This window comes from Curtobacterium sp. 9128 (genome assembly GCF_007673775.1).
Classification (GTDB): domain Bacteria; phylum Actinomycetota; class Actinomycetes; order Actinomycetales; family Microbacteriaceae; genus Curtobacterium.
Window position 1 is genome coordinate 429148 of the sequence record NZ_VEAF01000004.1, and the last position, 19452, is coordinate 448599.

A 19452-nucleotide genomic window follows, 5' to 3' on the forward strand; every position below is an offset into this window, starting at 1 on the left:
GCACTCGGTGATCCGCGGATGGAGCGAGGCTCGGCTCTGTGGACATCGAACTCATCTTCACGGCCGGGATCGACGCGACGGCTGCAGCGTCCGTCCGCCGGGGTGCTGCGCACGGGGACTTCGTCCGGATCCGTCGGGGCTGTTTCGCGAGCGCTGCACAGTGGGACGCGGCGAGCGACCGAGATCGCCACGTCGCTCGTGTCCGAGCGGCGCGCTCGTGGAGCCGGATCGCGGACGGTGTCGTCGTCGCGCACCGATCCGCGGTCGCGATGCACGGGTTGCCCTGGATCGGCGGGTACGGCGACCGCGTCGTGCTGGCCGATCCGGCGCGTGACCGCGGGCAGAAGAAGGCCGGGTCACGTCGAGTCGGAACGGGCGGCCGTGTTCCGAGCTGCGTGACGATCGCCGGGGTACCGACGACGACACTTGCGGCGACTGCGGTCGACGTGGCCCTCGCCGACCACCCTTGGCGCGCCATCGTGGTCCTCGATGCCGTCCTCCGGCGCGGTGTCGCGCGGGACACGTTGTCGGCGGAGCTCGAAGCCCGCGGAGCACCTCGCGCAGGAAGACGCGCTGCCGAACTCGTCGACCTCGCCGACGGCGCTGCCGAGTCGCCCGGGGAGAGCATCACCAGATGGGGAGCCCACGTCCTCGGCGCGCCTCGTCCCGTTCTGCAGCAGGAGTTCCGCACCGACTGGGGGACGTCGGAACGTGTCGACCTGTGGTTCCCCGCGTCCGGCACGATCATCGAGTTCGACGGCGCTGCCAAGTACACGGACCCGCGGCTGCGGAGGGGGCGGTCGGCGGAGGAAGTGGTGTTCGAGGAGAAGCGCCGTGAAGACGCCCTCCGTTCCAGAGTCGAGGTCCATCACTTCGGCAGGGTCGTCTGGGCCGACGCGATGCCGGGCGGACAACTCCCGCGTCGCCTGCACGAAGCAGGCGTCCCGCTCGGACCGAACTGGGCCTCAGCGTGGCGGTCCGCTGCCCTTCGCACCCTCTGACGAACATTGCGCCCCGTGCTGCGGGAGTGCGATGTTCGTGAGAGGGCGCGAGACCGGAACACGGGCTCCCGCCGCGCGCGCGGGCGCGGCCAACCCGGGTCGCGCGCCCCGCTACGCGATCTCGAGCAGGACGTGGCCGGAAGAGATCGTCTGGCCGACGGGGGCGTCCAGCCCGGTGACGACGCCGTCCTTGTGGGCCTGCACGGGCTGTTCCATCTTCATGGCCTCGAGCACGACGAGCAGGTCGCCCTTCACCACGGTGTCGCCCTCCGCGACGGCGAGCTTCACCACGGTCGCCTGCATCGGCGAGGTCACCGCGGCACTCGAGCTCGCCAGGCCGCCGCGGACCGCCGAGGACCGACGACGCGGGGGAGCGGAGGGCCCAGCCGGACGACGACCGGCGGCAGCCGCACCACCGCCGACGATGGCCGGCATGGTGACCTCGATGCGCTTGCCCTGCACCTCGACGACGACGGTGTCGCGCGCCGCCGGTGCCGGCAGGGCCTCCGGGGAACCGCTCCACGCCGGGATGTCGTTGACGAAGTCGGTCTCGATCCACTGCGTGTACACCGAGAACGGCTCGTCGTCGGGCGTCGCGAACGCGGGGTCCGCCACGACCGCCCGGTGGAACGGGATGACGGTGGGCAGCCCGGCGACCTCGAACTCGGCGAGGGCACGGCGCGAGCGCTCGAGGGCCTCGGCACGGGTGGCTCCGGTGACGACGAGCTTCGCGAGCATCGAGTCGAACGCGCCGGAGACGACGTCGCCGGAGACGACACCCGAGTCGACGCGGACGCCGGGGCCGGAGGGTGCGTGGAACACGTGCACGGGACCGGGCGCCGGGAAGAAGTTGCGGCCGGCGTCCTCGCCGTTGATGCGGAACTCGAACGAGTGACCGCGGGGCTCCGGGTCGTCGTAGTCGAGCACGCCACCCTCGGCGATGCGGAACTGCTCGCGGACCAGGTCGATGCCGGTGACCTCTTCGGAGACGCAGTGCTCGACCTGCAGGCGGGTGTTCACCTCGAGGAAGGACACGGTGCCGTCGGCCCCGATGAGGAACTCGCAGGTCCCGGCACCGACGTAGCCGACCTCGCGGAGGATCGCCTTCGACGACTCGTACAGGCGGTCGTGCTGCGCGGGCGTGATGTACGGCGCCGGCGCCTCCTCGACGAGCTTCTGGTGGCGACGCTGCAACGAGCAGTCGCGGGTGGAGACGATGACGACGTTGCCGTGCTCGTCGGCCAGGCACTGGGTCTCGACGTGTCGCGGCTTGTCGAGGTACTTCTCGACGAAGCACTCGCCGCGACCGAACGCGGCGATCGCCTCGCGCGTCGCGGACTCGAACTGCGCCTCGATCTCGTCGCGCGAGCGGACGACCTTCAGGCCGCGGCCGCCACCGCCGAACGCCGCCTTGATCGCGACGGGGAGTCCGACCTCGTCGGCGAAGGCGACGACCTCGGAGACGTCCTGCACGGGCTCGATGGTCCCGGGAGCGAGCGGTGCGCCGACCTTCTCGGCCACGTGCCGCGCGGAAACCTTGTCGCCGAGGCGCTCGATCGACTCCGGCGAGGGGCCGATCCAGGTCAGCCCGGCGTCGATGACGGCGCGGGCGAAGTCGGCGTTCTCGGCGAGGAAGCCGTAGCCGGGGTGCACGGCGTCGGCGCCGGAGCGACGGGCGACCGAGATGATCTTGTCGATGACCAGGTACGTGTCCGCGCTGGTGGTGCCGTTCAGCGCGTAGGCCTCGTCAGCGAGGCGTGCGTGCAGGGCGTCACGGTCCTGGTCGGCGTAGACCGCGACCGAGGCCTTTCCAGCATCGCGGGCCGCGCGGATGATGCGGACGGCGATCTCGCCGCGGTTCGCGATGAGGACCTTGCTGATACGGGGCATGGTAAGTCAGCGTATTCGTGCAACGGGTACGCGAATTGACCGGCATCCACAAAGAACCACCCCGATGGAGTGTGGATGTCTACAGCGCCCAGAGGTCGTGCCACGCGACCCCGAACCCGCGGAGCAGCATCGAGCGGAGCACCGGCAGCGACAGCCCGACGACCGCGGAGGGCGCCCCGTCGATCCGCGTGATGTACGCAGCGGCACGGCCGTCGATCGTGAACGCCCCCGCGACCTCGAGCGGTTCACCCGTCGCCACGTACGCGTCGATCTCGTCCGCGGACACGTCGTCGGCGAAGGTCAGGACGGCGCTGTCGACCGCGACGACACGGTCACCGTCGGCGACCAGCGCGGATCCGCCCGGCGCGACCCCGCTGATCGACGCGGCCCACGACCCGAGACCGGCACCGGGGCTGACGGGAGGCTCGGTGCGGGCTGCACCCGGTCCTCCCGTCGGTGCCGCGGTGGCGTCACGGTCGCGGCGCCGGTCGACGACGCAGTGGCCGCTCCAGAGGGTGCCGCCGCCGGCGGCGAGCATCTGCCGCCAGCGCTCGCGCGCCACCTCGGGGTCGTGCGGCTTGCCGTACAGGTGTCCGTCGACCTCGAACGCGGAGTCGCCGCCGAAGACGAACCCGTCGACGGGGGAGCCGGCGACCGCAGTGTCCGCGACGGCCGACGCCTTCGCGACGGCCAGGAGCGACACGAGCTCCGGGCCGGTGAGGTCCCGGCCGAGGGAGGCGCTCGCCGCGGCCGCCGCGGCGTCCTCGTCGACGCCCGGCGCCACCAGGACGGGCTCGATCCCGGTCTGGGCCAGGAGCGCACGGCGGGCGGGGGACGTACTCGCGAGGTACAGACGCATGGGAACATCGAACCATGGGTGAATCCGTCGGAACGCTGCTCGAACTCGACGTCACCGGGATCGCCCACGGCGGCATCTCGGTGGCACGGCACGAGGGGCGCGTGGTCTTCGTCTCCGATGCCGTCCCCGGGGAGCGGGTCGTCGCCCGTGTGACGGAGGACCGCAAGAAGTCGTTCTGGCGGGCGGACACCGTGCAGGTGCTCACCCCGAGCGAGCACCGGGTCGACCACGTCTGGGCCGAGGCCGGACTCGATCGCGACCCCGCCGTCCGACCCGGGGGCGCGGAGTTCGGGCACATCGCCCTCGCGCACCAGCGCACGCTGAAGCACGACGTCCTCGTCGACGCGTTCTCTCGGTTCGCCCACCTGGACCTCGCCGCGGTGCTCGGCGGCGACGTCGTCGTCGAGTCCGCACCGGGCGACGACGCGGCGAACGGCCTCGGCTGGCGGACCCGCGTCCGTCTGCACGTCGACCAGGACGGCACCGCCGGGCCGTTCGCAGCGCGGTCGCACGACGTCGTGCCGGTGACGTCGCTGCCGCTGGCCACGGCCGCGGTGCAGGAGAGCGCCCCGCTCGGCCGGGCGTCCATGCCCGGCGCGTCGGTCGTCGACGTGCTCGCGCCGAGCGGTTCGGACGGCGCGCGGCTCGTGATCGACGCGCAGGCGCCGACGGTCGTGACCGAGGTCGTCGGCACCCGGACGTTCCAGGTCGACGACAACGGCTTCTGGCAGGTCCATCACCGTGCCGCCGAGGTCCTCACCGGCGCCGTCCAGGACCTCGTCGACCGCGAGCGACTCGACGCCGAGGGGACCCACCTCGACCTGTACGGCGGGGTGGGGCTCCTCGCCGCAGCGCTCGGTGACGTCGTCGGCCCGAAGGCCAGGGTCACCAGCGTCGAGAGCGCGCCGCGGGCGACCGAGCACGCGCAGGAGAACCTCGCCGAGTGGATCGGCGCCCGCGCGGAGACGGGCCGGGTGGACCGCTGGCTCGCACGCACCGCCTCCACGGCGTCCACCGCCGAGAAGCAGCGCTTCCGTGCGGGCACCGTCGTGCTCGACCCGCCGCGTGCCGGCGCCGGGCGCGAGGTCGTCGTGCAGATCGCCGCGCTGCAGCCGGCGCAGGTCGTCTACGTCGCCTGCGACCCCGTCGCCCTGGCCCGCGACGTCGCGACGTTCGCCGACCTCGGGTACCGCCTGGAGGCGCTCAGGGCCTTCGACCTGTTCCCGCACACGCACCACCTGGAGGCCGTGGCGCGGCTCGTCCCGGTCGCCTGAGCGCGGGTGCGAGCTCGCTGGAGCGCGGCCGCGAGCTCGCCGGAGCGAGGGTGCGTGGCGAGATCTGAACCTGGGACGGACCTGGGTATCCTTGGTTGCTGACGGCAACCCGGTTTCAGGGGCCGGGCCCGTCGGAACGAGAGGTCACCGTGCCAGCAGACACGACCACAACAGCAGGGACGACCGGACTGGCCACCAGGCCCGTCCGCGTCGCGATCGTCGACGACCACGAGTCCGTCCGGCTCGGCATCCAGGCCGCATGCCAGAACGAGGGCTTCGACGTCGTGCTGACCGCGGCGAGCGTGCCCGAGTACATCGCGAACCTCGACGGCCGTGAGGTCGACGTCGTCGTGCTCGACCTGTCGCTCGGCGACGGCTCGACCGTGACGGAGAACGTCAAGGGCGTGCAGGGGACCGGCTCCGCCGTCCTCGTGCACAGCATCGCCGACCGTGTCGCGAACGTCCGCGAGGCACTGGCTGCAGGGGCGGCCGGCGTCATCCCGAAGTCGTCCGCCACGAAGACGGTGATGGCCGCGGTCGCCACCGTCGCGCGCGGCGACGTGCTCAACAACCTCGAGTGGGCGAGCGCGATCGACGCCGACCGGGACTTCGCCAAGGCGCAACTCGGCCGACGCGAGCGCGAGATCCTTCACCTCTACGCGTCCGGGCTCCCGCTCAAGCTCGCCGCGCAGCAGCTCGGCATCGGGTACTCCACGGCCCGCGAGTACCTCGACCGGATCCGCGTGAAGTACGTCGAGGTCGGCCGGCCGGCCCCGACGAAGGTCGACCTGCTCCGTCGTGCGGTCGAGGACGGCATCCTCCCGGGGTTGGACTCCGGGATCGATCCGGACGCCGACGGACGCTGACCCGCTCATGACGACCGAGGTCGCGCCGTTCGGGGTCGATCCGGCGCGGAGTGTCCGGGCGACGATCACCCAGGCGTCCACCGAGCGCGCCTTCGCGATCCTCCTCGCCGTGGCCGCGATCGGTCTCGGTGCCGCGTTCGCCCCCGCGGTCGTCACGCAGCTCTCGGTCCTCGACCCGGTCTGGGGCCCCGTCTCCGCGCTCGTGGCCGGTGCGTCGTTCCTGTTCGTCGGCGTGTCGGCCTTCGTGCAGCGACTGGCGCAGCCGGCACAGATCACCTGCGCCGTGGTGTTCCTCGTCGTCCTCGTGGTGTGGCCGGCCACCGTGCAGGGAGCGCTGCCGGACGCGCAGCTGCCCTGGCCGTGGTGGTTCTGCAACGTCGGGACGATCGGTGCCGCGATGGGCTTCGCCACCTGGCGGGCCGTCGTGTACAACGCCGTCGTGCCGGCGGTCTACGTCCTCATCCGGCTGACCCCGGCCGGCGGTGACGTCGGCGTCAGTCGGGCGGTCCTCGACGGCGTCTACACGGCGATCCTCGGCGGGGCGGCACTCGTGCTCATCGTCGTGCTCCGGCGCGCTGCCGAGTCCGTCGACACCGCGCAGGCGATGGCGGTGCGGCGGTACTCCCGCGCGATCCACGAACACGCGACCGAGGTCGAGCGCGTCCAGGTCGACTCGATCGTGCACGACAGCGTGCTGACCACCCTGCTGTCCGCGGCGCGGGCGGAGACTCCAGAGGCGAAGACCCTCGCCGCCCGGATGGCGCGGAACGCGATCGACCACCTGGCGGCAGCCGCGACCGACGGACCCGGGGAGGTCCCTCCGGTTCCGCTCACCGAGCTGCGGCGCCGGATCGTCTCCGCGGTGTCGGCGTTGGCAGCGCCGGTCGTCGTCCGACCCTGCACACTCACGGACCGTTCGGTCCCGGCTGCCGTGGCGGACGCCCTCGCGTCGGCAGCGCTGCAGGCCGCGGTGAACAGCGTGCAGCACGCGGGTGCCGAGGCGTCGCGGTGGGTGGTCCTCCACGACGACGGCGGCACGGTGCGCGTCGAGGTGGGCGACGACGGCGCCGGGTTCGACGTCGGGGCGATCCCCGCCGAACGGCTCGGGGTCCGGCGGTCGATCGTCGAGCGTGTCGCCGCGGCCGGTGGGTCCGCCGACGTCCGGACCGCGCCGGGCGCCGGGACCGTGGTCGTCCTGACCTGGTCCGACCCGACGGAGCAGGCAGCATGAAGCTCTCCGTGTCCACGGGCGTCGCGACGGGGCTCGCCGCGGTGTTCTCCGTCTACCACCTGGTCCTCGCCGCGACGACGCTGCCCCGGGTCTCGGACGTCGGACCCGTCCTGGCGTGCATGGTGCTCTACGCGGCAGCGACCGGCGCGGCACTGTTCGTCCGCGGTACCGCGCTCCCGGTCTGGGCGGCGTGCTTCGCGCTCGCGACCGCCGTCGTGATGCCGGTCGTCGAGGTCCCCGTCGTCGACGTCGTCGACGCGCCCAACTACACCACGTGGTGGGTCGCCGCGGTGTGCACGCTCATGGTCGTCCTGGTCGTGCGTGGACGGGCTCCCTTCGCCTGGGCCGGAGCACTGTTCCTCGTCGTGCACACGCTCGTCTGGGCCGGCCCCGGCGCCCTCGGGTCGCTCGGGGTGCTCGGCAGCGTCCTGTGGGTGGCGGTGGCGACGGCGTACACCGCGGCGATGAACCGGGCCACCCGGGTCACCCGGGACTTCGTCCGTGCCGAGCAGGAGACCGCCGACTGGCAGGCGGCGCAGGACGCGCACGTGTTCGAACGACAGTTCCGCCTGAGCCAGACCACGCGGATGGCCCTGCCGATGCTGCAGCGGATCATCGACTCGTGCGGTGACCTCAGCGACGACGAGCGCACCGAGTGCCTGCACCTCGAGCAGGCGATCCGCGACGAGATCCGCGGCAGGTCGCTGCTGTCCGACGACGTCCGCCAGGAGGTGATGCGGCTCCGCCGTCGCGGTGCGGTGGTGCAGCTCCACGACGACGGCGGGCTCGACGAGCTCGAGATCGACGACGTCCGCCGGATCCACGCCCGCCTGGCGGACGCGCTCCGGCAGGCGTGGGACGCGGACAACGTGATCGTCCGGACCGTGCCGGAGGGTTCCGGGGCGGCGGTCACCGTCGTCGGACTGCGGCTGAGCGGTGCGGCGAGCGAGTCGGCGGCGCTCGGCGCCGGGCTCGACGACGACGAGGACGGCGACGAGGACGACTCCGTCGCGCTCTGGCTGGAGATCCCCAGGCACGCGGAACCCGAGCCGTCCGAGGCGTAGCGGGAGCGACGCCGTCGCGGCCGGGGTGCGTGCGCTCGACGCGGTCGGGGTGCGTGCTGTCGACGCGGAACGACATCGTCGACGTCGTTCGACAGCGACGTTGTCGTTCCGAGTCGATCCGGCGCCGACGGGGGGGAAGGCCAGGCGCCGACACGCGCCACCAACGGGGAACGGGCCGGTCAGGAGACCCGACCGACCCGTTCACGACCCGAGGCAGGGCGGCAACCCGAATGTCGCCCTGGCTCGCAGCGGCCGGTGACGTCGTACCCTAGTCGGTCACCGTCCGGCGGTGTCCTCCGAGGAGGACATCGAACACCAGTAACTATGCCTGGTACTGCGCTGCGTGTCAGTCATCATTATGGGGGACAAAACGCGGCTCTGGTGACTCGGTTGAGCCGGTGCGTCCCCCGATCGGGGGGAGACGGAACGGGGAGTACACCCCGATGTGCCCCGTTCCCCGGTGACGACAGGGGTGCAGCGGCGGATCCGTCAGCGGAGCGAGCGGACCCAGGCCCCGGATCCGTGCGGCAGCGGCCCGCGCAGACCCCGTGCGGACGCGTCCCACCCGGCGCGCGGGGAGACCACGACCGGGGGACGACCAGCGGCCGCGACCTCGTCCGCCTGGCGCTGCAGCACCGCGACGACCGCGGCCAGCTCCTCGGGTGTCGGCTCGCCGGAGACCACCTGGACGTCCGCGACGGGCGTCGGCTCGTCCGCGGGCACGGCCGCGGCGTGTCGGCCAACCGGACGGCGGGAGCCGGATGCGATCAGGTCGGGCATGTCGTCGCCCATCAGAGCGGGATGTTCCCGTGCTTCTTCGGCGGCAGGCTCGCCCGCTTGCCGCGCAGGGCCCGGAGCGCCTTGATCACCGAGACACGAGTCGCGTGCGGCTGGATGATCCCGTCGAGTTCGCCGCGCTCGGCTGCGAGGTACGGCGAGGCCACGTTGTAGGTGTACTCGTTCGCCAGGCGGGAGCGGACCGCGGCGACGTCTTCGCCGGCCTCCTCCGCGCGCTTGATCTCGCTCCGGTAGAGGATGTTCACCGCACCCTGGCCGCCCATCACGGCGATCTCGGCGGTCGGCCAGGCCAGGTTGACGTCGGCGCCGAGCTGCTTCGACCCCATCACGATGTACGCACCGCCGTAGGCCTTGCGGGTGATGACGGTGACGAGCGGCACGGTGGCCTCGGCGTAGGCGTACAGCAGCTTCGCGCCGCGGCGGATGACGCCCGTCCACTCCTGGTCGGTGCCGGGGAGGTAGCCGGGGACGTCGACGAGCGTGAGGATCGGGATGCCGAACGCGTCGCAGAACCGCACGAAGCGCGCCGCCTTCTCGCCGGCGTCGATGTTGAGCGTGCCGGCCATCTGCTGCGGCTGGTTCGCGATGATGCCGACGGTGCGGCCTTCGACCCGACCGAAGCCGATCAGGATGTTCGGGGCGAACAGCGGCTGGACCTCGAGGAAGTCGCCGTCGTCGACGACGTGCTCGATGATCTGGGTGACGTCGTACGGCTGGTTCGTGGAGTCCGGGATGACGACGTCGAGCTCGCGGTCGGCGTCGGTCGTCTCGAGCTCCGGGGCGACGTCGTACGCCGGGGCGTCGGAGAGGTTGTTGTCGGGCAGGAACCCGATGAGCGAGCGCGCGTAGTCGAGTGCGTCGGACTCGTCCTCGGCGAGGTAGTGCGCGACGCCGGACACGGCGTTGTGGGTCTGCGCACCACCGAGCTCCTCGAAGCCGACGTCCTCGCCCGTGACCGTCTTGATGACGTCGGGGCCGGTGACGAACATGTGGCTCGTCTTGTCGACCATGATCACGAAGTCGGTGAGGGCGGGGGAGTACACCGCGCCGCCGGCCGCCGGGCCCATCACGATGGAGATCTGCGGGATGACCCCGGAGGCCTGCGTGTTGAGGCGGAAGATCTCGCCGTACTTGCCGAGCGCGACCACGCCCTCCTGGATCCGGGCGCCGCCGGAGTCGAGGATGCCGATGATCGGGACGCCGGTCTTCAGCGCGTGCTGCATGACCTTGATGATCTTCTCGCCGGCGACCTCGCCGAGCGAGCCGCCGAAGACGGTGAAGTCCTGCGCGTACACCGCGACCTGACGGCCGTGGATCGTGCCGAAGCCGGTGACGACGGCGTCGCCGTACGGCCGCTTGGCGTCCATGCCGAAGGCGTGCGTGCGGTGCCGGACGAACTCGTCGAGCTCGACGAACGAGTTCTCGTCGAGGAGCTGTTCGATGCGCTCGCGTGCCGTGGTCTTGCCCTTGGCGTGCTGCTTCGCGATGGCGGCTTCGCCCGCGGCGGTCACGGCCTCGTGGTAGCGGGCGCGGAGGTCGGCGAGCCGGCCGGCCGTCGTGGAGAGATCGGGGGTGTCACCTGAAGTCACCCGCTCACCCTACCGGGGGACGCACAGGCCCCCGTTGGAGGACCCCCACGGTTCCTGCCCGTACATTTGCGTGCATGTCCACACCCGCTCTCCCGCGTTCGCGCGCCGCCGTCGAGTCCGTCGGAGCCGTGTTCGACGCTCGGCACCGCACCGGGTCGACGAACGCGGACCTGCTGGCGGCGGCCGCGGACCTGCCCGACGGCAGTGTGGTCGTCACGCTCGACCAGACCGCCGGACGCGGACGGCTCGACCGGTCGTGGTCGGCACCGGCCGGCGAGACCCTCGCGGCGAGCGTCCTGGTCCGTGCGGCGCTCGACGACCGGGACCGGGGATGGCTCCCGCTCGTCGCCGGCGCGACGATGCGCGACGCGGTGGCAGCGGTGGTGGGCGCCGGCCCTGGGACCGGCGCCCGGGTGGCGGAGCCGAGCGCAGCCTCCAGGCCGGAACCGGGACGGCGGGTGCTCGTGAAGTGGCCGAACGACGTGCTGGTCGACGGACGCAAGGTCTGCGGGATCCTCTGTCAGGTCGCCCCGGACGGCTCGGTCGTCGTCGGCGCCGGCGTCAACCTCACCATCCCGGCTGACCGCCTGCCGACCCCGACGTCCACCTCCCTCGCCGTCGCCGGCGCGACCGCCGACGCTCCCGACCTCGCCGACGCGGTCCTGTCCGCCTTCTGGTCGGACCTCCGGGAGGCCGTGGTCGCCCTGGTGGCCGGCGGTGCGGCCGCCGAGACGGTCCGGTCCCACGTCCGGGCCGGCTGCGGCACGATCGGCACGCGGGTGCGTCTCGAGCTGCCGGACGGGAGCGCGGTCGAGGCGGACGCCATCGGCATCGACGACGACGGTCGCATCACGATCCGGGATCGAGACGGGTCGGTAAGGGGCGTCGCCGTGGGCGACGTCACCCACCTGCGCTATGCATGACGGCATGACCGCCGAGCCGCCACCGGAACGTGTCGTCGCCCGGCTGCGACCGCACGCGCGTCGGCTGGTCCGACCCGCGGTGTTCGTCGTGCTCGTCGCGGTCGCCGGCGGATTCGGCTTCGGGGTGTTCCAGGCCCAGCTCGCGTGGCTCAACGCGGTGGTCGCCGGACTCGTGCTCGTGCTGCTGCTCGTCGGCGGCGTCGTGCCCCTGGTGCGCTGGATGACCGAACGGTACGTGGTGACCACCAGGCGGCTCGTCGTGGTGCACGGACTCGGCACCAGGACCCGGCGGGAGCTGCTGCACTCGCGCGGCTACGACGTCACCGTGCGGCGCCGTGGTCTGCAGGGACTCTTCCGGTCCGGAGACGTGCTCGTGTTCCCGGGGGACGACCCGGCCATGGTGCTCGCGGACGTCCCGCACGCCGACCTCGTGGTGGCCGTGCTGCACGACATGGTCGAGGCGTACGAGGCCCGCCGGCGTCACCGCGAACCGGACTGGGACGAGATCGTCGGCGGACCGGACCGCCCACCGTGGGGCGACGTCCGCAGCTGAGACACGGTTCCCCTTCCACTCGGTGGAAGTCCGTCGCGGTCCGGTACCGTCGTCCCGTGCGTATCTCTGTGATCGGTTGCGGGTACCTCGGTGCCGTGCACGCCGCGTCCATGGCCAAGCTCGGACACGACGTCGTCGCGGTGGACGTCGACCCGGTGAAGATCGAACGACTCGCCGCGGGCGACGCGCCGTTCTTCGAGCCGGGCCTGCCGGAGACCCTCGGAGCGGCGCTGGCGTCCGGACGGATCCGCTTCACGACGGACTACGCCGAGGTCGCCGGCGCCCGGGTGCACTTCGTCGCCGTGGGGACGCCGCAGGGGCTGAACGGCGCCGCGGACATGACGTACATCGACACCGCGATCGCATCGCTCACGCCGTACGTCGCCGACGGCGACTTCGTCGTGGGCAAGTCGACCGTGCCGGTCGGCACCGCGGCCCGACTCGCCGCCGGCCTCGCGGAGACCGTCCCCGGCGCGACGCTGGTGTGGAACCCGGAGTTCCTCCGCGAGGGCTTCGCCGTCCAGGACACCATCTCGCCGGACCGGTTGGTCTACGGCGTGCCGTCCGGCGACGCCGGGACCGCTGCGGTGGCCGCGCTCGACGAGGTCTACGCGACCACCCTGGCGGAGGGAACCCCGCGACTCGTGGTCGACCTCGCGACCGCCGAGCTCGTCAAGGTCAGCGCGAACGCGTTCCTGGCGACCAAGATCTCGTTCATCAACGCGATGGCGGAGATCGCCGAGGTGGTCGGCGCCGACGTCACGGCGCTCGCTGACGCGATCGGGCACGACGTCAGGATCGGGCGCAGGTTCCTCAACGCCGGGCTCGGGTTCGGCGGGGGCTGCCTGCCGAAGGACATCCGCGCGTTCCAGGCGCGGGCGACGGAGCTCGGCGTGGGGGAGGCGCTCGACTTCCTCGCCGACGTCGACGCGATCAACCTCCGCCGCCGCGAACACGTGGTGACCCTGACGGAGGAGCTGCTCGGCGGCTCCGCGGTCGGCAAGCGCGTGGCGGTCCTCGGGCTGGCGTTCAAGCCGAACTCGGACGACGTCCGGGACTCACCCGCGCTCGACATCGCGGCGCGGCTCGTCGAGCAGGGTGCGACGGTGGTGGCCCACGACCCGGAGGCCAACGCCACGGCCGCACGCATCCGTCCGGAGCTGACCTACGTCGACTCGGCGGACGCCGCGCTCGAGGGAGCCGACGTCGTCCTGGTGTTGACCGAGTGGGACGCGTTCCGCAAGCTGGACCCCGCCCGTGCCGCGGCGCTCGTCGGATCGCGGGTGGTCGTCGACGGACGGAACTGCCTCGACCGCGACGCCTGGACCGCGGCCGGGTTCACGTACCGCGGCATGGGGCGGTAGCGGCAGCAGGGGTCAGCGGGTGCCGGCCGGCGACGGGGCCGCCGTGTCCTCGTCGCTCGTCGTGACCGCTGCGGTGGTCCGGCTGGGGTGGTAGACCCACACGCGGTAGAGCCAGAAGCGGAACGCGGTGCCGAGCACCAGGCCGATGACGTTGCCCGAGATGTTGTCCGCCAGGGCCGACGTGTACCCGAGCACGTAGTGGGAGATCCCCAGGCAGCCGAGCGAGATGACCATGCCGCCGAGCGACACGACGACGAACTCGACACCCTCGCGCGCCGCGACGGCACGACGCTGGTCGCGGAACGTCCAGTACCGGTTGCCCATCCAGTTCACGAAGATCGCGACGATCGTCGAGATCACCTTCGCGATGAACGGACCGGCGTGGACGTCCTCCGGCGCGAGCACCGTCGCACGGAGGACGTTGAAGACCAGGGTGTCGACGACGAAGCCGACGGCGCCGACGACGCCGAACCGGGCCAGCTGCGCAATGAGTCGCCGCACGTGTTCTCCAGGGTCCGTAGAGTTGTCGCTGACCGCCTCGACGGTCCGAGCCGGTGAACACCCGGCCGAACAGCGATTGTAGACAAGGCGCGCTCACCGTCGGGTGGGAGCGACGGAAGGAACACACAGCATGGTGTTGCGGGTCGGTGTGATCGGTGGGGGACAGCTCGCCAGGATGATGGTCCCAGCGGCCGTCGAACTCGGCCTCGACATCCGGGTGCTCGCCGAGGGCCCTGGCATGTCGGCAGCGATCGCCGCCACCGCAGAGGGGGACTACCACGACGCCGCGACGGTGCTCGCGTTCGCCCGGGACGTGGACGTCGTGACGTTCGACCACGAGCACGTGCCGCAGGACGTCCTCCGTGCACTGGTCGAGGCGGGCGTCGCGGTCCGACCCGGCCCGGAGCCGCTCGCGGTCGCCCAGGACAAGATCCTGATGCGCACGCGTCTCACCGAACTCGGGCTGCCGGTGCCCGACTGGGCCGCCGTCCACGACGCCGACGAGCTCCGGGCGTTCATCGCCGACCACGGCGGCCGTGCGGTCGTGAAGACCCCGCGCGGCGGCTACGACGGCAAGGGCGTCCGGGTCGTGTCCGACCCCGCGGATGTGGACGACTGGTTCATCGCCGTTGCGGAGGCCGGTGGCGGCCAGGCACTGCTCGTCGAGGAGCTCGTCCCCTTCACCCGCGAGCTCGCCCAGTCCGTCGCGCGTCGTCCCTCCGGTGAGGTCGTCGCGTGGCCGCTCGTCGAGACCGTGCAGCGCGACGGTGTCTGCGCCGAGGTGGTCGCCCCGGCCCCGGACAGCGCCGGGCGCCTCGCGGACCTGGCGGAGTCGATCGCCGTGCGGATCGCCGAGGAGCTCGGGGTGACCGGCGTCCTGGCGGTCGAGCTGTTCCAGACGGACGACGAGCGCATCCTCATCAACGAGCTCGCGATGCGCCCGCACAACACCGGGCACTGGTCGATCGATGCATCCACCACCAGCCAGTTCGAGCAGCACCTGCGTGCCGTGCTCGACCTGCCGCTCGGCGCCACCGGCACCACGGCCCCCTGGTCGGTCATGGTGAACGTCCTCGGCGGTCCCGCGGACGGTGACCTCGCGGGCAGGTACCCGGCGGCGCTGTCGGCCTTCCCCGAGGCCAAGTACCACTTCTACGGCAAGGCGCCGCGTCCAGGGCGGAAGATCGGGCACGTGACGGTGAGCGGCGACGACGTCGACGACGTCGTGTACCGCGCGCGAGCGGCGGCGGCGCACTTCGACGACTGACGGCGTCCGCGCGGCGGGCATGCGGTGTCGGATGTCGCCGGTGCCGGTGCCGGTGCCGGTGCCGGTGCCGGTGCCGGTGTCACTCGTTCTGGCGTCTGGTACCCGCGCGGTCGGCGTGGTCCCATGGATCGGTCAGGGGACCACCGATCACAGGGATCAGACATGCGCACCACCACCGCCGGCATGCTCGGCGCCACGCTCGCCGTCGTGCTCGGCACGCTCGCGGCGGCCGGTACCGTCGCGACGTCAGAGGCCGCACCGGCGGGGTCCGGCGCAGCCTCCGGTGCGGCGACTGCGAAGCCGTCCGTGACGGCGACGGCGAAGCCGACGGCGACCACGACTGCGAAGCCGACCGCGACCGCAACTGCGAAGCCGACCGCGACCGCGACTGCGAAGCCGACCGCGACCACGTCGCCCTCGGCGCCCGCGCGGACCCCTGCGGCGATCCGCTCGGCGTCGTCGACACAGCTCTACGGGAACGGCCCGTACACGTCTCCCACCAGTGAAGCCGCCAAGAACGCCGCGGCGCTCGCCGCGAGCGACCCGGCCGGGGCTGTAGCGGCGTCGACGATCGCGCGGTACCCGGTCGCCACGTGGCTCGGCGAGTGGACGACCGGGACGACCCTGACGAAGACCATCACGAGCGCCACCGCGGGCGCGGCGGCGACCGGCACGACGGCCGTGTTCGTCACCTACGCGATCCCGGAGCGGGACTGCGGCGGCTACTCGTCAGGGGGTCTCGACGAGGCGCGCTACGACGCCTGGGTCGACCAGATCGTCGCCGGTCTCGCCGGCAAGCGCGCGGCCGTGATCGTCGAGCCGGACGCGCTCGCGATGCTGAGCGACCCGCGGTGCAGCCCGTCGCTCGCGCAGCAGCGCACCCGCATCCTCGCGCGTGAGGTCGCGGCGCTGACCGCAGCCGGCGTCCCCGCGTACCTCGACGCCGGCAACTCGAACTGGGTCCAGCCCCAGGTGATGGCGGCACGGCTCACCGCCGCTGGCGTGCAGAACGGCCGCGGCTTCGCCACCAACGTGTCGAACTACTACCCGGTGGCACAGGAGCGTGCCTACGCCGACAAGGTCTCGGCGCTCACCGGCGGCTCCCACTACGTCATCGACACCTCCCGCAACGGCACCGGATGGCGGGGCACCTGGTGCAACGGGCCTGGCGCCGGTCTCGGCACGACGCCGCGGGTCGTGTCCGACGGCTCCGCGCTCGACGCGTTGCTCTGGGTGAAGACCCCGGGCGCGAGCGACGGCACGTGCAACGGGGGTCCGGCCGCCGGTGTCTGGTGGTCGGCCTACGCCCAGCAGCTCGTGGCGAACGCCGCGCTGGGGACGTCGGCGACGACGCCCGCGCGCGCACCACAGCCGCTCCGTGCATCGACGGTGAGTCGGTAGGGGCCGTCGGCGGCGCACCGTGCGCGGACGGGGCCCGTCAGCGGCGCACCGTGCGCGGACGGGGCCCGTCAGCGGCGCACCGTGCGCGGACGGGCTCCGTCAGCGGCGCACCGTGCGCGGACGGGCCCCGTCAGCGGCGCACCGTGCGCCGGTAGGCTCGACTCGTGACCGACATCACCCAGCCAGCGCCGCTCGTCTCGATCATCATGGGGTCGGACTCCGACTGGCCGACCATGCGCGCCGCCGCGGACATCCTCACCGAACTGGGCATCCCGTTCGAGGCGGACGTCGTCTCGGCGCACCGCACCCCGGACAAGATGATGCGCTTCGGCAGGTCGGCAGCAGCGCGCGGCATCCGCGTCGTGATCGCCGGTGCCGGCGGTGCCGCACACCTGCCCGGCATGGTCGCCTCCGTCACCACGCTGCCGGTCATCGGTGTGCCGGTGCAGCTGGCGCGCCTCGACGGCCTCGACTCACTGCTGTCGATCGTGCAGATGCCCGCCGGGATCCCGGTGGCGACGATGGCGATCAACGGTGCGGCGAACGCCGGACTCCTCGCGGCCCGGATCATCGGATCGGCGGACCAGGCCGTCGCGGCGCGGCTCGCCGAGTACGCGGCCGGGCTCGAGGCCGTCGTCGAGCGGAAGGCGCAGGCGCTCCGCGACGCCCTCTGACCCCTCGGACGCACGGTGCGCTGGAGACGCGCCGGTCCGGTGGACGCGCTCCGGTCAGGAGGCCGTGGTCGCCCCCGTCAGACCGTCGACCGTCACGGTCCGGGTGGCGCCCAACACCGTGAGCGTCGCGGTCCAGACCGGTGCTGCACCGGTGCCGCCGAGCACGAGCGAGGACAGCACCGCGCCGGAGGTGGACTTCTCCGCGTCCGCGGCCGCCGTCGCGGCGTCGATCTTCAGCGCCGCAGCGGGAGCCGTCACCTGCGCGTCGGCGGACTTCGGGAACGGTCCGGAGGTGACGCGTCCGAGCGTCGCCGACACCACGGACTGGGTCTCGGAACCGTCGCTGCCGACGACCACGACCGTCCAGCTGTCACCGGCTCCGGTCAGCGAGACCACGGTGCCGCCACCGGCCGCCGCGAGCCCCTGCTTCGTCACGGTGGTCCAGTCGATCGAGGTCGGGTTGTCGACCCCGCTCCCGTTGCCGGTCCCCGGGCCGGTGCCGTCGTCAGGAGCGCCGGTCTGGTCGTCGGAGGGCTTCGACCCGGGTGTCCCCGAGGAGCCCGACCCGGCAGATCCGCTCGCGGTCGACCCCGGCGACGCGCTGGTCCGGCCGGACGCCGAGCTCGTCGGTGCCGGGTCGCCGCCCTCCGTGCACGCGGCGAGGACCGTCGTCATGCCGATCCCGAGGACGATGGAGGTGGTCAGGACCGTGAGGCGGTTGCGGCGAGCCATGTGCCGATGATCGCAGGTGCCGGCGGCGGGGAAGACGGGCGACACGGGTGCCGTGCGTGATCGATGCCGACCCGTGACGATCCCGTGGCTGGACGTCCCCGTGGCAGCGTCGACTCAGAGGTCGGCGTGCAGCTGCCAGGTCTCGAGCGCCGAGTCGTGCCAGTCGAACATCCGGGCACGGTCCGGACCCGCGATCGCGAGCCGCGCTGCGAGGTGCGGGTCGTTCACGACCTGGAACACGGCCTGGGCCAGCCGCTCGGGGTAGGTCTCGCGCGGGTTCCTGGCGACACAGACCCCGGCGTCCGAGGCGACCTCGCGCACGGCGGCGTCGTCGGAGTGCACGACCGGGGTCCCGAGGCTCATCGCCTCGACCACGGGCAGCCCGAAGCCCTCCGCCAGGCTCGGGAACACGAAGACCGTCGCGCGGTCGTACACGACGGCGAGGTCGGCGTCGTCCACGCGGCCGAGGACCTTCACCCGGTCGGGCGCGAGACCGGCACGCTCGGCGGTGCCGACGACGTCCACGTCCCCCCACCCGTCCGGACCGGAGACGACGAGCGGGACGTCGGCGGGGGCGTCCGGGTGTGCCATCGCCTCGATGAGGGCGGTGAGGCCCTTCCGGGGCTCGAGGGTGCCCACGGCGAGCACGTAGCGGTCGGGGAGCCCGAGGCGCTCGGCGCGGAGGTCGGCGTCGACCGGCAGCCGGAGCCGACCGCTCGGGGCGCCGCCGATGACCCGGAGGCGCTCGTCGAAGCGGTGGATCTCGTTGAGCTCGCCGGCCACCGCGTGGGTCGGGACGACGACGGCGTCGGCGTACTTGAACGCGCGCTTCACCATCGCCTTGTGGAAGTGGACGCCGCGCGGCGTCAGGGTCTCCGGGTGCGTCCACGGCACCGTGTCGTGCACCGTGACGACCGTCTGCCGACCGGGCTCCTGGAAGCGGTCGTGCTTCACGAGCGGCGCGAGCACGCTCGGCGCGTGCACCATGCCGTGCGACGCGCCCCGCGCCAGGCCGCCCTGCCATGCGAGCGCGAGCTCGCGCCGGGGCAGCGCCAGACGGTCGAGGCGGGCGAGGCCGGGGAGCAGCGTGCGGAGGTGGTCCATCTCGGAGGGGGAGGCCGCGGAGACGATGGCCTCGACGTCGCACCCGCTCGGTGCGGTGGCGATCAGCTGCCGGGTGAGCTCTTCCGCGTAGCGGCCGATGCCGCCGGGGACCGGGGCGATCACCTGGTCCACGATCACGCGGAGAGTGGTCATCGGATGCGCCTCCTGCTGGCCGTCGGTGGGAACGGCACAGCCGTCGGTCGGAGCGGTCGGGCCGCTCGTGGGCAGACACTACCAGTGGTGTCCGGGAGGAACCGGTCGCCGGCAGCGCCCGCTGAGCGGCGGGAGCGGGCGCACGACGCGGCACCGAGGCGGACCGTCGGGGTCAGGTGTGGTCTGCACCCGACCCCGACGGTCGGCA

The 19452-nt window shown here is 72.7% G+C and carries 18 protein-coding genes; 11 read left to right on the plus strand and 7 right to left on the minus strand.

Annotation, left to right across the window (positions count from 1 at the left end):
• The first annotated feature begins 38 nt into the window (after positions 1 to 38).
• The gene (locus FS641_RS10920) at positions 39 to 1001 is read left to right on the plus strand and encodes a hypothetical protein (RefSeq protein WP_144763613.1); all 963 of its coding nucleotides are present in this window, start codon (positions 39 to 41) and stop codon (positions 999 to 1001) included.
• 111 nt (positions 1002 to 1112) lie between these two features.
• Here FS641_RS10920 and FS641_RS10925 read toward each other — a convergent pair whose 3' ends face one another.
• Positions 1113 to 2891, minus strand: coding sequence for a biotin carboxylase N-terminal domain-containing protein (locus FS641_RS10925; protein WP_144763615.1), 1779 nt, complete (start codon positions 2889 to 2891; stop codon positions 1113 to 1115).
• Between the two features lie 79 nt (positions 2892 to 2970).
• Complete coding sequence (locus FS641_RS10930; protein ID WP_144763618.1) at positions 2971 to 3750, minus strand: nucleoside triphosphate pyrophosphatase; 780 nt, start codon at positions 3748 to 3750, stop codon at positions 2971 to 2973.
• Between the two features lie 14 nt (positions 3751 to 3764).
• Between FS641_RS10930 and FS641_RS10935 the strand changes: the two genes are divergently transcribed.
• From FS641_RS10935 to FS641_RS18090, 4 genes are all read left to right on the plus strand, one after another.
• Entirely contained in the window at positions 3765 to 5024 is a 1260-nt protein-coding gene (locus tag FS641_RS10935; protein ID WP_144763620.1) for a class I SAM-dependent RNA methyltransferase, read from the plus strand.
• 149 nt (positions 5025 to 5173) lie between these two features.
• The gene (locus FS641_RS10940) at positions 5174 to 5890 is read left to right on the plus strand and encodes a response regulator transcription factor (protein ID WP_144763622.1); all 717 of its coding nucleotides are present in this window, start codon (positions 5174 to 5176) and stop codon (positions 5888 to 5890) included.
• Between the two features lie 7 nt (positions 5891 to 5897).
• A complete protein-coding gene (locus tag FS641_RS10945; RefSeq protein WP_144763624.1) occupies positions 5898 to 7121 on the plus strand; it encodes a sensor histidine kinase in 1224 nt (407 codons plus the stop codon).
• Complete coding sequence (locus tag FS641_RS18090) at positions 7118 to 8185, plus strand: hypothetical protein (RefSeq protein WP_186317700.1); 1068 nt, start codon at positions 7118 to 7120, stop codon at positions 8183 to 8185. Before FS641_RS10945 ends, FS641_RS18090 begins: the two co-directional genes overlap by 4 nt.
• A 489-nt stretch (positions 8186 to 8674) precedes the next feature.
• Here the strand turns inward: FS641_RS18090 and FS641_RS10955 are convergent, their stop codons facing one another.
• Both FS641_RS10955 and FS641_RS10960 read right to left on the minus strand, forming a co-directional pair.
• Positions 8675 to 8965: an acyl-CoA carboxylase subunit epsilon gene (locus FS641_RS10955; protein ID WP_186317701.1), complete on the minus strand. Its 291-nt coding sequence runs from the start codon at positions 8963 to 8965 to the stop codon at positions 8675 to 8677.
• A gap of 11 nt (positions 8966 to 8976) precedes the next feature.
• Entirely contained in the window at positions 8977 to 10572 is a 1596-nt protein-coding gene (locus FS641_RS10960; RefSeq protein ID WP_144763630.1) for an acyl-CoA carboxylase subunit beta, read from the minus strand.
• Positions 10573 to 10646: 74 nt separating this feature from the next.
• Between FS641_RS10960 and FS641_RS10965 the strand changes: the two genes are divergently transcribed.
• Genes FS641_RS10965 through FS641_RS10975 form a run of 3 tightly spaced genes read left to right on the plus strand, consistent with a single transcriptional unit; the run spans position 10647 to position 13412 of the window.
• Positions 10647 to 11495 (plus strand): biotin--[acetyl-CoA-carboxylase] ligase, encoded by an 849-nt coding sequence (locus FS641_RS10965; RefSeq protein ID WP_144763632.1) that lies wholly within the window; start codon positions 10647 to 10649, stop codon positions 11493 to 11495.
• Positions 11496 to 11499: 4 nt separating this feature from the next.
• Positions 11500 to 12048 (plus strand): PH domain-containing protein, encoded by a 549-nt coding sequence (locus FS641_RS10970; protein WP_186317702.1) that lies wholly within the window; start codon positions 11500 to 11502, stop codon positions 12046 to 12048.
• Between the two features lie 56 nt (positions 12049 to 12104).
• Positions 12105 to 13412 carry a UDP-glucose/GDP-mannose dehydrogenase family protein gene (locus tag FS641_RS10975; RefSeq protein WP_144763636.1) on the plus strand — a complete coding sequence of 436 codons (1308 nt, stop codon included), beginning with the start codon at positions 12105 to 12107 and terminating at the stop codon, positions 13410 to 13412.
• A gap of 12 nt (positions 13413 to 13424) precedes the next feature.
• Here the strand turns inward: FS641_RS10975 and FS641_RS10980 are convergent, their stop codons facing one another.
• Positions 13425 to 13913: a GtrA family protein gene (locus FS641_RS10980; protein ID WP_144763638.1), complete on the minus strand. Its 489-nt coding sequence runs from the start codon at positions 13911 to 13913 to the stop codon at positions 13425 to 13427.
• 130 nt (positions 13914 to 14043) lie between these two features.
• Here FS641_RS10980 and FS641_RS10985 point away from each other — a divergent pair, with 130 nt between their 5' ends.
• The 3 genes from FS641_RS10985 to purE all read left to right on the plus strand — a co-directional run bounded on the left by FS641_RS10985 (position 14044) and on the right by purE (position 17255).
• Positions 14044 to 15180 (plus strand): 5-(carboxyamino)imidazole ribonucleotide synthase, encoded by a 1137-nt coding sequence (locus FS641_RS10985; protein ID WP_144763640.1) that lies wholly within the window; start codon positions 14044 to 14046, stop codon positions 15178 to 15180.
• A 162-nt stretch (positions 15181 to 15342) separates the two neighbouring features.
• Positions 15343 to 16581 carry a glycoside hydrolase family 6 protein gene (locus tag FS641_RS10990; RefSeq protein WP_186317703.1) on the plus strand — a complete coding sequence of 413 codons (1239 nt, stop codon included), beginning with the start codon at positions 15343 to 15345 and terminating at the stop codon, positions 16579 to 16581.
• Positions 16582 to 16754: 173 nt separating this feature from the next.
• Complete coding sequence (gene purE / locus FS641_RS10995; protein ID WP_395879441.1) at positions 16755 to 17255, plus strand: 5-(carboxyamino)imidazole ribonucleotide mutase; 501 nt, start codon at positions 16755 to 16757, stop codon at positions 17253 to 17255.
• Positions 17256 to 17309: 54 nt separating this feature from the next.
• Here purE and FS641_RS11000 read toward each other — a convergent pair whose 3' ends face one another.
• Positions 17310 to 17987 carry a hypothetical protein gene (locus FS641_RS11000; protein ID WP_144763644.1) on the minus strand — a complete coding sequence of 226 codons (678 nt, stop codon included), beginning with the start codon at positions 17985 to 17987 and terminating at the stop codon, positions 17310 to 17312.
• 114 nt (positions 17988 to 18101) lie between these two features.
• Positions 18102 to 19244, minus strand: a complete 1143-nt coding sequence (locus FS641_RS11005; RefSeq protein WP_144763646.1) for a glycosyltransferase family 1 protein — start codon at positions 19242 to 19244, stop codon at positions 18102 to 18104.
• Between the last annotated feature and the right edge of the window lie 208 nt (positions 19245 to 19452).

Bases quoted from the DNA above. Each gene is read 5' to 3' on its own strand.
- FS641_RS10925 (WP_144763615.1), bottom strand. From the start codon at position 2,891: ATGCCCCGTATCAGCAAGGTCCTCATCGCGAACCGCGGCGAGATCGCC.
- FS641_RS10930 (WP_144763618.1), bottom strand. From the start codon at position 3,750: ATGCGTCTGTACCTCGCGAGTACGTCCCCCGCCCGCCGTGCGCTCCTG.
- FS641_RS10935 (WP_144763620.1), top strand. From the start codon at position 3,765: ATGGGTGAATCCGTCGGAACGCTGCTCGAACTCGACGTCACCGGGATC.
- FS641_RS10945 (WP_144763624.1), top strand. From the start codon at position 5,898: ATGACGACCGAGGTCGCGCCGTTCGGGGTCGATCCGGCGCGGAGTGTC.
- FS641_RS18090 (WP_186317700.1), top strand. From the start codon at position 7,118: ATGAAGCTCTCCGTGTCCACGGGCGTCGCGACGGGGCTCGCCGCGGTG.
- FS641_RS10955 (WP_186317701.1), bottom strand. From the start codon at position 8,965: ATGCCCGACCTGATCGCATCCGGCTCCCGCCGTCCGGTTGGCCGACAC.
- FS641_RS10965 (WP_144763632.1), top strand. From the start codon at position 10,647: ATGTCCACACCCGCTCTCCCGCGTTCGCGCGCCGCCGTCGAGTCCGTC.
- FS641_RS10970 (WP_186317702.1), top strand. From the start codon at position 11,500: ATGACCGCCGAGCCGCCACCGGAACGTGTCGTCGCCCGGCTGCGACCG.
- FS641_RS10985 (WP_144763640.1), top strand. From the start codon at position 14,044: ATGGTGTTGCGGGTCGGTGTGATCGGTGGGGGACAGCTCGCCAGGATG.
- FS641_RS10990 (WP_186317703.1), top strand. From the start codon at position 15,343: ATGCGCACCACCACCGCCGGCATGCTCGGCGCCACGCTCGCCGTCGTG.
- FS641_RS11000 (WP_144763644.1), bottom strand. From the start codon at position 17,987: ATGGCTCGCCGCAACCGCCTCACGGTCCTGACCACCTCCATCGTCCTC.
- FS641_RS11005 (WP_144763646.1), bottom strand. From the start codon at position 19,244: ATGACCACTCTCCGCGTGATCGTGGACCAGGTGATCGCCCCGGTCCCC.